This is a genomic window from Micromonospora sp. NBC_01699 (assembly GCF_036250065.1).
GTDB lineage: Bacteria > Actinomycetota > Actinomycetes > Mycobacteriales > Micromonosporaceae > Micromonospora_G.
The window spans coordinates 5,562,907-5,577,586 of sequence record NZ_CP109199.1 but is presented as its reverse complement, the minus strand read 5'-3'; the positions used below and the strand labels follow the sequence as shown (position 1 = coordinate 5,577,586).

The 14,680-nt window shown below is 66.7% G+C and carries 8 protein-coding genes; all 8 read left to right on the top strand.

Features of this window, described 5'->3' with window-relative positions; translation table 11 throughout:
* Positions 1-21: 21 nt before the first annotated feature.
* The 8 genes from araA (at position 22) to OG792_RS22430 (ending at position 14,604) form a co-directional block, all read left to right on the top strand.
* Entirely contained in the window at positions 22-1,524 is a 1,503-nt protein-coding gene (araA, locus tag OG792_RS22465) for an L-arabinose isomerase (RefSeq protein ID WP_329101949.1), read from the top strand.
* 337 nt (positions 1,525-1,861) lie between these two features.
* Positions 1,862-3,955 carry an RICIN domain-containing protein gene (locus tag OG792_RS22460; protein WP_329101946.1) on the top strand — a complete coding sequence of 698 codons (2,094 nt, stop codon included), beginning with the start codon at positions 1,862-1,864 and terminating at the stop codon, positions 3,953-3,955.
* Between the two features lie 412 nt (positions 3,956-4,367).
* Complete coding sequence (locus OG792_RS22455; RefSeq protein ID WP_329101944.1) at positions 4,368-5,354, top strand: LacI family DNA-binding transcriptional regulator; 987 nt, start codon at positions 4,368-4,370, stop codon at positions 5,352-5,354.
* A 259-nt stretch (positions 5,355-5,613) separates the two neighbouring features.
* Positions 5,614-6,756: a multiple monosaccharide ABC transporter substrate-binding protein gene (gene chvE / locus OG792_RS22450; protein ID WP_442932282.1), complete on the top strand. Its 1,143-nt coding sequence runs from the start codon at positions 5,614-5,616 to the stop codon at positions 6,754-6,756.
* A 79-nt stretch (positions 6,757-6,835) separates the two neighbouring features.
* The gene (mmsA, locus tag OG792_RS22445) at positions 6,836-8,374 is read left to right on the top strand and encodes a multiple monosaccharide ABC transporter ATP-binding protein (RefSeq protein ID WP_329101942.1); all 1,539 of its coding nucleotides are present in this window, start codon (positions 6,836-6,838) and stop codon (positions 8,372-8,374) included.
* Entirely contained in the window at positions 8,371-9,621 is a 1,251-nt protein-coding gene (gene mmsB / locus OG792_RS22440; protein WP_329101940.1) for a multiple monosaccharide ABC transporter permease, read from the top strand. Before mmsA ends, mmsB begins: the two co-directional genes overlap by 4 nt.
* 958 nt (positions 9,622-10,579) lie before the next feature.
* Complete coding sequence (locus OG792_RS22435) at positions 10,580-12,910, top strand: beta-L-arabinofuranosidase domain-containing protein (protein ID WP_329101938.1); 2,331 nt, start codon at positions 10,580-10,582, stop codon at positions 12,908-12,910.
* 50 nt (positions 12,911-12,960) lie between these two features.
* Entirely contained in the window at positions 12,961-14,604 is a 1,644-nt protein-coding gene (locus tag OG792_RS22430; RefSeq protein ID WP_329101936.1) for a glycoside hydrolase family 27 protein, read from the top strand.
* Positions 14,605-14,680 lie beyond the last annotated feature (76 nt).

Here is a 14,680-nt window from a genome sequence, read left to right as displayed (position 1 = left end):
CCTCTCGCGGAAGGCAGCCCCATGGCATCACACACCGAACCCGAGGTCTGGTTTCTCACCGGCAGCCAAGGCATGTACGGCGAGGACACTCTCCGGCAGGTGGCCGAGCAGTCCCGTCGGATCGCGGCCGTGCTTGACGAATCGCCGCAGATTCCCGCCCGGGTGGTCTGGAAGCCGGTCCTGACCAACAGCGGCGAGATTCTGCAGGTCTGCCGCGACGCCGCCATGCAGGGCGCGATCGGGGTTGTCGCGTGGATGCACACCTTCTCGCCGGCCAAGATGTGGATCGCCGGCCTGGACGCGTTGCGGACACCGCTGCTGCATCTGCACACTCAGGCCAACGTCGAGCTGCCGTGGGGCGACATCGACATGGACTTCATGAACCTGAACCAGGCAGCCCACGGCGACCGCGAGTTCGGGTACATCCAGACCCGTCTCGGTGTGGCCCGCAAGACCGTGGCCGGGCACGTCAGCGACCCGCGGGTGACCGCCCGCGTCGGGGCGTGGGCCCGCGCCGCGCGCGGCTGGTCGGCGATGCGGTCGCTGCGCCTGGCCCGCTTCGGCGACAACATGCGTGACGTCGCGGTGACCGAGGGCGACAAGGTCGAGGCAGAGCTGCGCTTCGGGGTGTCGGTCAACACCTACGGCGTCAACGACCTGGTCCAGGTGGTCGATGAGGTCACCGACGCGCAGGTGAACGAGCTGGTCAAGGAGTACGACGACACCTACCGCATCGTCGGCGAGCTGCTCGCCGGAGGGGAGCGGCACGACTCGCTGCGGTACGCCGCACGCCTGGAACTCGGCATGCGCGCCTTCTTGGACGCGGGCGGGTTCCGGGCCTTCACCACGAACTTCGAGGACCTCGGCGGGCTGCGCCAGTTGCCCGGCATCGCCGTGCAGCGGCTGATGGCGGACGGCTACGGCTTCGGCGGGGAGGGGGACTGGAAGACCTCTGTGCTGGTCCGGACCCTCAAGGCGATGTCGGTGGGGGTCGATGGCGGTACGTCGTTCATGGAGGACTACACCTACGACCTGACCCCGGGCGAGGAGTTGGTGCTCGGTGCGCACATGCTCGAGGTCTGCCCGACCATCGCGTCCGGGGTGCCGAGCGTGGAGATCCACCCACTGAGCATCGGGGGCAGGGAGGATCCGGTCCGGCTCGTGTTCGACGCCGCGCCCGGCCCGGCGGTGGTGCTCGGGCTGGCAGACATGGGGGAGCGCTTCCGGCTCGTGGCCAACGAGATCGACGTGGTGGCTCCGCCACAGCCGCTGCGCCGGCTGCCGGTGGCCCGCGCCGTGTGGCGCCCGCGACCCGACCTGCCCGGCTCGGCAGAGGCGTGGATCACCGCTGGCGCGCCGCACCACACCGTGCTGTCCCAGGCGGTGGGAGTGGAGGAGCTGCACGACCTGGCGCAGATGAGCCGGACCGAACTGGTGGTCATCGACGCCGAGACCAAGCCCCGCCGCTTTGCCGACGAGATTCGCTGGAACCAGGCCTACTACCGGTTGTCCCGCGGCCTCTGACCCGTCCGGCCCCACCGTGTCCATGACGGGGTGGTCCGTCCCTGCCCGCGTCTGCCGGGCAGGGAGGACCACCCCGTCCTCGTTCGGCACGACCACGAGCCTCTTGTGTTACGTCTTGACTACGAGCGTGTTATCGCTCACAGTCTATAGCGGAGACGGTCGATATCTGCGGCTGGTTCGCCCGCGATCATGTCTCTCTCCGTGCGCAACAGCAGAGTGCAGCGAAGCGCGGTGGGCGATGTTAGCGATCACAAAAGGCAAACGGCCAGCCTCGCGCCCCGCCCGGTGCGGTGGACATCGACTCAGACCGTTCGGTTCGCGTCGTCGAAGGAGGATCATGGTTGCCATCGATCGGGTTCCCTGGGTAGCGCCACCAACGCGGCGGCGTGGGTGGCTGTCGCGGTTCGCCGCGGCGGCGGTGGCGGTGGTGGTGGGCGGAGCGCTGGCGGCCGTCGCTCCGACACCCGCCTCGGCCGCGACGGTCGACACCAATGCCTGGTACGTGTTGGTGAACCGCAACAGCGGTAAGGCGCTGGACGTCTACAACCGGGCGACGACCGACGGTGCGCGGATCACCCAGTGGCCGCGTAACGACGGTGCCTGGCAGCAGTGGCAGTTCGTGGACTCCGGCGGAGGCTACTACCGGTTGAAGTCGCGTCATTCGGGCAAGGTGCTCGATGTCTACAACTTCTCCACCGCGAACGGCGCGGCGGTGGTGCAGTGGGCTGACGGCAACGGGACCAACCAGCAGTTCCGGTTGGCGGACTCGGCCGGTGGCTACGTGCGCCTGATCAATCGGAACAGCAACAGGGCGGTGGAGGTGCAGGGCGCGTCGACCGCCGACGGTGCGAACGTGGTGCAGTACGACGACTGGGGTGGCAACAACCAGCAATGGCAGCTCGTACCCGTCGGCAGCGGCAATCCCGGAAACACCCCGTACTCGAATCCGGTCGTGTGGCAGGACTTCGCCGACGTCGACATCATCCGGGTGGACAACACCTACTACATGTCGGCGTCCACGATGCACTACTCGCCGGGCGCACCGGTGCTGCGCTCGTACGACCTGGTGAACTGGGAGTTCGCCGGTCACTCCGTGCCCCGGCTCGACTTCGGGTCGAAGTACGACCTGAACGGCAGCCGGGCGTACGTCGACGGAATCTGGGCCTCGACGTTGAACTACCGTCCGAGCAACCGGACGTTCTACTGGGCGGGGTGCGTCGACTTCGCGCAGACCCATATCTACACCGCGACCGCCGTCGACGGCGCATGGAACCGGCACACCACCATCAACAACTGCTACTACGACGCCGGAATGTTGATCGATGACAACGACACCATGTACGTGGCGTACGGAAACGGCACGATCAGCGTGGCGCAGCTCTCCGCCGACGGGCGTAGTCAAGTCCGCGCCCAGCAGGTGTTCACCACTCCGTCGAGCGTCGGAACGCTGGAGGGAGCGCGTTTCTACAAGCGCGGGGGCAACTACTACATCTGGCTCACCCGACCGGCGAACGGGCAGTACGTCCTGAAGTCGACCAACGGCCCGTTCGGCCCGTACGAGATGCGCCAGGTGCTGCTCGACATGCCGGGTCCGATCTCCGGCGGCGGCGTGCCACATCAGGGTGGGCTGGTGCAGACCCAGAACGGCGACTGGTATTACATGGCCTTCGTGGATGCCTATCCCGGCGGCCGGATGCCGGCTCTGGCACCGATCAGCTGGAGCGGCGACGGCTGGCCTGTGGTGCAGACGGTCAACGGCGCCTGGGGTAGTTCCTACCCCGCACCGAACCTGCCCGCACCGCCTCGGGCGGTGAAACCACTGACCGGCACCGACACCTTTGCCGGCACCACGCTCGGCTCGCAATGGGAATGGAACCACAACCCGGACAACACCAAATGGTCGGTCAGCGACGGACTGCGCCTGCAGACCGCCACCGTCACCGGCGATCTGTACGCCGCACGTAACACCCTGACCCATCGGATCCAGGGCCCCAGCTCCACCGCCACCATCGAACTCGACTACTCCACCATGAACGATGGTGACCGCACCGGGCTGGCGGTGCTGCGTAACTCGTCCGCGTGGATCGGAGTCCGTCGTGACAACGGCACCACCCGGCTGGTCATGCAGAACGGCCTAACGATGGACAGCAACTGGAACACCACCAGCACCGGTACCGAGGTGGCCAGCGCCGCAGTCTCCGGTGGCCGAATCTGGTTGCGCGCCAGCGCCGACATCAGACCCGGCGCCGGCCGACAAGCGAGCTTCTCCTACAGCACGGACGGAGTCACCTTCACCCCACTTGGCAATGCCCTGACCCTGGCCAACAACTGGCAGTTCTTCATGGGCTACCGATTCGCGATGTTCAACCATGCCACCCAGTCGCTCGGTGGCGCGGTTACCGTACGCCGGTTCAGTCTGACAACGCCATGACATCGCGCGAGCGGCGCTAGGTCTGATTGCTGACGCAACAGGACCACGTGCCCGCCAGGCGGGTGCACGCGTGCCGCCACCACGTCCTGTCATCGCCGGCCTGCTCCACACTCCGTCCGACGGAGCGCGGAGCAGGCCATGGTGATTCGGGGCGCAGCCGGTTGTCCGTGTACCCGACTCGGTGATCACGCCGCGCGGTCGCGCGCACGTTCCGCCGATCCCGGCACAGCGGTGCCGCCTCCGAGTCGTCGGCTGACGTAGACTGCAGGCCATCCAGCGCTGGTCACCTGGGATTCAGCACCGGCGTGGTGGCTGAGCGAGGAGGATCGGGCCGAATCGCTCCAGTCGACGTCGACGGGCTGCGGGCCGGCGATGTAGTGGGGGGAGCGAAATGGCCGTCCACGGTCCCGCGATGACGGACGTTGCTCGTCTGGCCGGTGTCTCGCATCAAACGGTGTCGCGAGTGCTCAACGGGCACCCCAACGTCCGTGAGCAGACCCGGCTGCGGGTGCGAGCGGCAATCGCCCAGCTCGGCTACCGCCCCAACGGCGCGGCGCGTGCACTGGTGACCGGGCGATCACAGGTCATCGGTGTGGTCGCTCAGAACACGACGCTCTACGGTCCGGCCTCGTTGCTGGCGGCGTTGGAGCAGACCGCCGCCGCGGAGGGTTTCGCGGTCAGTATGGGCAGTGTGCAGAACCTCGACCACCGGTCCATCTCGGCCGCCGTCGAGCGGCACCTGTCGCACCGTGTCGCGGGCATCGTGGTCATCGCGCCGGTCGAGTCGGCGGGTGAGGCGCTGGAGCGCCTGCCCAAGGATGTCCCGCTGGTCACGGTTGACGGCGACCCGAGTCGGCCGGTGCCGTTGGTGACAGTCGATCAGGTGGCGGGTGCCCGAGCGGCGACCCAGCATCTGCTCGACGCCGGCCACCGTACGGTCTGGCATGTCTCAGGGCCGTCCGACTGGTTCGACAGTGTCGGCCGGATCGACGGCTGGCGGCAGGCACTGCTGGCCGCCGGGGTGGATCCACCGCCCCTGCTGCCGGGGGACTGGTCCGCAGCCTCGGGTTACCGGTGTGGACAGATGTTGGCACGGATGCCGGAGGTCACCGCGGTCTTCACCGCCAACGACCATCTCGCGCTCGGCGTGCTGCGGGCCCTGCACGAGTTCGGCCGGCGGGTGCCGGACGAGATCAGCGTGGTCGGCTTCGATGATGTGCCGGAGGCGGCGTACTTCATCCCGCCGCTGACCACCGTCCGGCCGGATTTCGGCGCGGTCGCGCGGGCGAGTCTGCAGATGCTGCTGGCCCAGATCGAATCGGGCAGCGGCGGTGCGTTGCGGCAGACCATCGCCCCGGCCCTGGTCGCCCGGGACAGCGTCGCCCCACCGCGTCGCTGATCGCCCGTCTGGTCCAGGCCGACGAAAACTCCGTCCGGCAGTCTCCCCCGGCCGCATCGATGGTGGTGAGCGGCTTTTGCCGCCGGCCCGATGCCGAAGAGGAAGTCCTGAGTCCTCCTCGTCGGGGACGCCTCCGTTACGAGACCGTGACACCGGTATTTCGGAACAAGTGTTGACGTTCACTTTGTGAGCGCTAACGCTACCCAAAGGCGACAGTTGGTCCCAGCGGTCGGCGGGTGAGTCCAGAGGGGAGAAGCTCGTGAGCAGAAGGTTCCTGGTTGCTTTCGGCAGCGCCATGCTGGCGATGAGTCTGGCAGCGTGCAGCGGCGAGGGCGCGGGCGGCGGCGGTGACACCAGCGGGGACAAGCCCGGCGACCTGACCATCGGCGTTTCGATGCCGACGCAGACCTCGGAGCGGTGGATCGCCGACGGCAACGCGGTCAAGTCGAAGCTAGAGGCGAAGGGCTACAAGGTCGACCTCCAGTACGCCGGCGACGACATCCCCACCCAATCGCAGCAGGTCGACCAGATGATCACCCAGGGCGCGGACGTTCTGATCATCGCGGCGATCGACGGCACGTCACTCACCGGACAGTTGCAGGCCGCCGCCGACGCGAAGATTCCCGTCATTTCCTACGACCGGCTGATCCGTGGCAGCAAGAACGTCGACTTCTACGTCAGCTTCGACAACTACAAGGTCGGAGTCGCCCAGGCCACCGCTCTGCTGGTCGGCCTCGGCCTGCAGAACAAGGACGGCGCGAAGGGTACGGCCAAGGGCCCGCTGAACGTTGAACTCTTCGCCGGCTCGCTCGACGACAACAACACCCAGTACTTCTTCGGCGGTGCGATGGACACGCTGAAGCCGTTTGTCGAGGCTGGCACGCTACGGGTGAAGTCGGGTCAGACCACTGTCGAGCAGGTGGCCATCCTGCGCTGGCAGCAGGGAACCGCGCAGACGCGGATGGAGGACCTGCTCACCTCCAGCTACAACGACGGTGCGCGTATCGACGGGGTCCTGTCGCCGTACGACGGCATTTCCCGCGGCATCATCACCGCTCTACAGAACGCCGGCTACGGCGCCGCGGGTAAGAAGATCCCGGTGGTGACCGGCCAGGACGCGGAGATCGCCTCGATCAAGCTGATCAACGACGGCGTGCAGAGCTCCACCGTCTTCAAGGACACCCGCCTGCTCGCCGACCAGGCCACGCTCGCCGCCGAGGCGTTCCTCCAGGACAAACAGCCACAGCCCAACGACACGCAGACGTACAACAACGGCGTCAAGGTCGTCCCGGCGTACCTGCTGCCGATCGCCACCGTCTACAAGGACGACATCAAGGCCACCCTGATTGACTCGGGCTACTGGACGGCGGAAGAGGTCGCCGCAGGTCAGGCCAAGAAGTAGGCCATCCGTCGGACTCGGCGAAGATGACCGGGCCCGACGGCGTCGCGTACCGCGTCCAACCGGACAGAGGACAGTGACCATGGACGACACCATCCTCGAGATGCGTCGCATCACGAAGACCTTCCCCGGAGTGACCGCGCTGGACGACGTCACCCTCGCCGTACGCCGGGGCGAGATCCACGCCATCTGCGGCGAGAACGGCGCCGGCAAGTCCACCCTGATGAAGGTGTTGTCCGGCGTCCACCCCGCCGGTTCGTACGAGGGCGAGATCCTGTTCGACGGCAGGCCGATGCGGTTCCGCGGCATTCGGGACAGCGAGGCCAACGGCGTCGTCATCATCCATCAGGAACTCGCCCTGGTGCCGCACCTGTCGATCGCCGAGAACCTCTTCCTCGGCAACGAGCGTCGCGGACGCGGTGGGCTCATCGACTGGAACCGGGCCAACGCCGAGGCGGCGGAGCTGCTGGCGTCCGTCGGGCTGGATGAAAACCCCGTCACCCCGGTCATCCAGCTCGGCGTGGGCAAGCAGCAGTTGGTGGAGATCGCGAAGGCACTGTCGAAGAAGGTGCGCCTGCTCATCCTGGACGAGCCGACCGCCGCTCTCAACGACGTCGACTCGGCGCACCTGCTCGGCCTGCTGCGGCAGCTCAAGGAGCGGGGAATCACCTGCATCATGATCTCCCACAAGCTCAACGAGATCACCGCGATCGCCGACTCGACCACGGTCATCCGGGACGGGCGCGCCGTGGAGACCCTCGACATGCGAGCCGACGACGTGAGCCAGCAGCGGATCATTCGGGGCATGGTCGGGCGCGATCTGGACAGCTTCTACCCGGACCGGGTGTCCTCGCCCGGCGCGGAGGTGCTGCGGATCGAGGACTGGACGGTGCGGCACCCGACCCAGGACCGGCTGGTCGTCGACGGCGTCGGCCTGTCCGTTCGGGCCGGCGAGGTCGTCGGGATAGCGGGACTGATGGGGGCCGGGCGGACCGAGCTGGCGATGAGCGTGTTCGGCCGGTCGTACGGTCGCGACATCAGGGGCCGGTTGTTCGTGCACGGGCGGGAGGTCGGCGCCCGTACCGTCGCGGAGACGATCGGCAACGGCATCGCCTACGTCACCGAGGACCGCAAGCGGTTCGGGCTGAACCTTATCGACGACGTCCGGCGCAACGTCTCCGCCGCCGCCCTGGACCGGCTGTCCCGCCTGGGCTGGGTCAACGGCAACGAGGAGATCAAGGTCGCCGAGGCGAGCCGGCGGGAGATGAACATCAAGGCGCCCAGCGTGATGACGGTGGTCGGCAAGCTCTCCGGCGGCAACCAGCAGAAGGTCGTGCTGTCGAAGTGGCTCTTCACCGACCCGGACGTGCTGATCCTGGACGAACCGACGCGCGGAATCGACGTCGGGGCCAAGTACGAGATCTACCAGATCATCAATCGGCTGGTCGCCGACGGCAAGGCGGTGATCATCATTTCCTCCGAGCTGCCGGAGCTGCTCGGGATGTGCGACCGCATCTACACCCTCGCCGCAGGCCGGGTCACGGGTGAGAAGCCGGTGGGCGAGGCAACCCAGGAAAGCCTCATGGAGCTGATGACCAGGGACAAGGAGTTCGTCGGATGACCAGCATCAAGACTCCCTCGACGGAGCGTCCGACGCCGCCGGACGGCGCGCCGGCCGCCGCGCTGCACACCGGGACGAGCGACCTGCGGGCCCTGGTGCTGAACAACCTGCGGCAGAGCGGGATCTACGTCGCCCTGGTCGTCATCGTGGCGTTCTTCGCGATCCTGACCGACGGGGTGTCGCTGAGCCCGGGGAACATCACCAACATCGTCCTGCAGTACTCGTACATCCTGGTCCTCGCGATCGGGATGGTCATCCTGATCATCGGCGGGCACATCGACCTGTCGGTCGGGTCGGTGGTGGCGCTGACCGGGGCGGTCTCCGCCGTCCTGGTGATCCAGCAGGGCCTTCCGTGGTGGGTCGGCATCCTGGCCGCGCTGGCGGTCGGCGTGCTGGTCGGCGCCTGGCACGGGTTCTGGGTGGCGTACGCCGGAATTCCGGCCTTCATCGTGACCCTGGCCGGGATGTTGCTGTTCCGTGGTCTGACCCTGCGGGTGCTCGACAACATCTCGCTGTCGCCGTTCCCGGCCGAGTACCAGCGGGTCGCCGCGGGATTCCTCAACGGACTGCTCGGCGGGCAGGGCTTCGACGCCTTCACACTGCTGATCGGCGTCGTCGCCGTGGCCGGGTACGCGGTGAGCGGTTTCCGTACCCGGGTCGCGCGCATCCGCTACCAGCAGCCCGTCGAGTCGTTTCCGCTGTTCGTCGCCCGGGTGGCGGTGGTCGGGGCGGTGCTCATGTACTTCGCCTGGCAGTTGGCGCACGCCCGTGGGTTGCCGATCGTACTGATCGTCCTGGCGGTCCTCGTGCTGGTCTACGGCCTACTCACCCGTCGTACGGTCTTCGGTCGTCAGGTCTACGCGATCGGCGGCAACCTCTCCGCGGCGGCGCTGTCGGGAGTGAAGGTCCGCACCGTCAACTTCTGGATGTTCGTCAACATGGGTTTTCTGGCGGCGGTGGCCGGCGTCATCTACTCGTCGCGGTCCAACGGTGCCCAGCCCGCGGCTGGCAACATGTTCGAGCTCGACGCGATCGCCGCTGCCTTCATCGGTGGCGCGGCGGTCACCGGGGGAGTGGGTACCGTGGTGGGCGCGATGGTCGGTGGTCTGATCATGGCGGTCATGAGCAACGGTATGCAGCTGATGGGCGTCGACCAGTCGACTCAGTCGGTGGTGAAGGGACTCGTCCTGCTCGTCGCCGTGGCCTTCGATGTCTACAACAAACGCCGAGCCGGTTCGGCCAGCTGACGCTGGAGCCGGCCGCACCGCGACCGCGCGACCGCGCGGCCGTGTTCCCTGGCGACACCGGCGGGTGGGGAACACACACCGCGTCGTCGCCGGTGGATGGGTACACGGTATTACGGGGATACTTCGGGCACGTTTCATAGATGCTCTTGACAGGCGTTGTTAGCGATAACAAGATGGCCTTCACGCCGCTCTCGCTTCTGGAGCTCGCCTTGGCTGTGTCGATCCGCTCGCATGTCCCCAGGCCTCACCGCAGATCATCGTTGAACAGCCCTAATGTCGTGCTTCAATGTGCCGTGACCGTGCTGGCACGGATCGGCGCCACGGTTCACGCTTGCCGGGCCGGCCCACTGCCCTCCTCGGCCTGCGGGCCACAGCCTGGCACCGCCGGCGGCGGCTGGCCGGGCTGGTCGCCCGCGCTCGGGAGGAGGGTCGGCAGGAGGGCCAGGAGTCCGTGCTCGTCGGGGGTCCACCTCTGGTGGTGAACCCGGCCAGGGCGACGCTCGCCGGCAACCGGGTACGCGGTGACTTCCGCCGGAAGCATGCCGACCGGGCCATTTCTGACACCGGTGCGACCCGGCGGCTCCTACCGATAGGACACAGGTGTCGCCGGCCCGCGCTTCACCACCACCAGCAGGGTTGCCGCCCTGGCGACGTCCTTCGGTCGCAAGGGCATGGATCCTGGGATGTTAACGATAATAAAGGTGCTGTCGGCCTCACGGGATGCTGGGTTCTGTCGGGGCGCCGGACCCGCTTGATGTGCGGTCGCGGAGCCGGTCCTGGCCAGCAGGATCACTTTCGCGAAGAGGTGCATTGTATTGACTCTCTTGAATGTTGAGGGGGCTAGACGTAACATGTATGACACATGTTAGCGCTCACCTTCGCGAAGATCGTGAGGCATGGTTCGGTGTTTGTCTCCGCTCCGTCTCACCCGTCCCCGGCGAAGCACTCTGGAGGATTCATGTCATCCCTGCGCCTAAGCCGGCGTCACGTACTGGGCGCCGCAGCCGGCGGTGTGCTGGCCTCAGCGAGCGGTGCCGAACTCCTTGGCTCGTACCCGGCGATGGCCGCCGAACTCCCGCCGGCCCGCGCGGACATCGGGGTCTCGGCGTACCCGTTTCCGCTGGGTCAGGTTCGGCTCACCGCTGGAAGGTTTCTGGACAACCAGACCCGCACGTTGAACTACCTGCGATTCGTGGACGTGGAGCGGCTGCTCTACAACTTTCGGGCCAACCACCGATTGTCGACCAACGGCGCGGTTGCGACCGGAGGCTGGGACGCCCCGACGTTCCCGTTCCGGACGCACATGCAGGGGCACTTCCTGACCGCCTGGGCCCAGGCATACGCGGTGCTCGGTGACACGACGTGCCGCGACAAGGCGAACTACATGGTTGCCGAGATGGCCAAGTGCCAGGCGAACAACGGAGCCGCCGGGTTCGGCGCGGGCTATCTCTCCGGCTTCCCGGAGTCCGACTTCACTGCCCTTGAGGCGCGCACCCTGAACAACGGCAACGTTCCCTACTACTGCGTCCACAAGACGTTGGCAGGGTTGCTCGACGTGTGGCGGTACGTCGGAAACACCCAGGCGCGTACGGTGTTGCTGGCGCTCGCCGGGTGGGTCGACACCCGTACGGCGCGGCTGACCGCGAGTCAGATGCAGGCGATGTTGGGCACCGAGTTCGGCGGGATGAACGCCGTGCTGACCGACATCTACCAGCAGACCGGCGACGCTCGCTGGCTGGCCGCCGCACAGCGGTTCGACCACGCCGCGGTCTTCAACCCGCTCGCCGCCAACCAGGACCAGCTCAGCGGGCTGCACGCGAACACCCAGGTGCCCAAGTGGGTGGGTGCCGCGCGCGAATACAAGGCCACCGGCACCACCCGCTACCGGGACATCGCCCGCAACGCGTGGAACTTCACCGTCAACGCGCACACGTACGTCATCGGTGGCAACAGTCAGGCGGAGCACTTCCGTCCGCCGAACGCCATCGCGGGATACCTCAGCAGCGACGCCTGCGAACAGTGCAACACCTACAACATGCTGAAGTTGACCCGGGAACTGTGGCTGCTCGACCCGACCCAGTCGACCTACTTCGACTACTACGAGCGCGCACTGGTCAACCATCTGGTCGGCGCACAGAATTCGGCCGACAGCCACGGCCACATCACCTACTTCACGCCGCTGAATCCCGGCGGTCGCCGGGGCGTGGGTCCGGCCTGGGGTGGCGGCACCTGGAGCACCGACTACACCACGTTCTGGTGCTGCCAGGGCGCCGGTATCGAGACGAACACGAAACTGATGGACTCCATCTACTTCCACAACGGCACCACGCTGACCGTGAACCTGTTCGTGCCGTCGGTGCTGACCTGGTCGCAACGGGGCATCACGGTCACGCAGAGCACCGCCTATCCGGCCAGCGACACCACGACCCTGACGCTCGGCGGCACGATGAGCGGATCGTGGAGCATCCGGGTGCGGATCCCCGGGTGGACCAACGGCGCGACGATCAGCGTCAACGGTCAGGTACAGAATGTGGCGACGGGTAGCTATGCCACGATCACCCGGACCTGGGCCGCGGGTGACACGATCACCGTACGTCTGCCCATGCGCGTCATCATGCAGGCGGCGAACGACAATGCCAGCGTCCAGGCGATCACCTATGGCCCGGAGGTGCTGTGTGGCAACTACGGCAATTCCACCCTCGGTTCGCTACCCGCGCTGACAGTCTCCTCGATCACCCGGACCAGCGCGAGCGCGCTGACGTTCACGGCGACCGCGAACGGGTCCACCGTCAATCTCGTGCCGTTCCGCGATGCGCACGGTTTCAACTACACCGTTTACTGGAACACCGGCTCGGGTGGCGGCACCGGCAATACGTACAAACTGGTCAACGCGGCGAGCGGCCTGGTGCTCGGAGTGCAGGGCATGTCCACCGCAGACGGCGGTCTGGCCGTGATGTGGGGAGACACCGGGACCACCGACCACAACTGGGTCATGGTGGCCGACGGCAATGCCGTTCGATTCAGAAACGTCAACAGCGGAAAGGTGCTCGGAGTGGAGAACATGTCGACCGCCGACAACGCCGTGGTGTTGCAGTGGTCGGACAACGGTACCGCCGACCATCGTTGGACACTGACTGACAACGGCGACGGCACTCACAAGATCCGCAACGTCAACAGTGGCAAGGTTCTCGGCGTCCTCAATGGGAACACCGCCTGGGGTGCTCAGGCCGTGCAGGACGCCGACAATGGCAGCTCCGACAACCGCTGGCGCCTCGTGCGCCTCAGCTGAGTATCTGTCACGGAACGACTGACGTGCCGTTGATCGGCACTTGAGGAGGCATGATGCGGTGGAGATCACGATGGTTGGCGGCCCTGAGCCTTGTGGTGGTGGCCGCATCCGCGGCAGTCGTCGGGACGCACTCGCCACGATCGGCATGGGCACTCGACAACGGCGTGGCTCGTACCCCGCCGATGGGCTGGAACACCTGGAACACATTCGGCTGCAACATCAACGAGACGCTGATCAGGCAGATGGCAGACACCATGGTGACCAACGGGATGCGCGATCTCGGCTACCGCTACGTCGTGGTCGATGACTGCTGGTTCGACCCCAACCGGGACTCACAGGGCAACCTACAGGCCCATCCGAGTCGCTTTCCGAGCGGGATGAAAGCGTTGGGTGACTACCTGCACGCCCGTGGCCTGCTGTTCGGCATCTACCAGTCGCCCATGGACCAGACCTGCGCCCAGTACTTCGACGCCTTCCCCGGCTCGACCGGGAGCCTCGGACACGAGGTCCAGGATGCCCGGCAGTTCGCCGCGTGGGGCGTGGATTATCTGAAGTACGACTGGTGTTCGCCCGCTGGATCGATCAACGACCAGGTTGTGGCGTTCGCGAAGATGCGCGACGCGTTGGCCGCGACCGGTCGACCGATCGTCTACAGCATCAACTCGAACAGCATCCACGAGAAGACCGGGCCGATGCGCAACTGGGGCGATGTGGCCAACCTGTGGCGTACCACCGAGGACATCACCAACACGTGGAACAGCGGCCAGACGAACGGATACCCGATGGGAATCCAGAACATCGTCAACGTCAACGTCCCACTGTCCTCGTACGCCGGGCCCGGGTCGTTCAACGACCCCGACATGCTCGAGGTGGGGCGGGGCGGCATGACCGACACCGAGATGCGCAGCCACTTCGCCCTCTGGGCGATCATGGCGGCGCCCTTGATGGCCGGGAACGACCTGCGCTCCGCTGACTCGGCCACCCTGACGATCCTGCGTAACCAGCACCTCATCGCCATCAACCAGGACTCCCTCGCCCTCCAGGCAGTGCAGGTGTCAAACGACCAGACCAGGCGTGTGCTGGCCAAACGGCTTTCCAACGGGGACGTCGCGGTGGCCCTGCTCAACCAGGGCAGCTCCACCACGACCGTCTCCACGACGGCGGCGGCGGTCGGCAAGACCGGCAACTCGTTCAGCCTGCTCGACGCGTGGACGAACGCGACCACCACCACGTCGGGCACGATCTCCGCCAACGTCCCCGCCCACGGGACGGTGGTCTACCGGGTGAGCGGTGGCGGGACGGTCGAGCCACAGCCAACATTCCGGCTACGCGGCGAAGCGGCCGGTCGCTGTCTCGACGTGAATCTGGGCTCGTCCGCGAACGGAACCCCGACGGTGATCTGGGACTGCCACAACAATGCCAACCAGATGTTCAGCCAGAGTGGTCAGACTCTTCAGGTCCTCGGCAAGTGTCTGGACATCCCGGTGAGCGCAACCGCCGGCACGCAGGTACAGATCTGGGACTGCAACGGCGGCACCAACCAGCGGTGGACCCTCAACGGCAACGGCACGATAAGCAGCGTGCGGTTGCCGACCCTTTGCCTCGACGTGAGCGGAGCCGCCACCACCAACGGCGCCGCCGTGATCGTCTGGAACTGCCACGTCGGCGCGAACCAGCGGTGGTCCCGGACATGACGATCCCTGCGCCGGGTTCGACGTCGAGTCTCCCCTCGGGGCCGAGGGTTCCGTCCCTACGATCGGCTTGGAGACA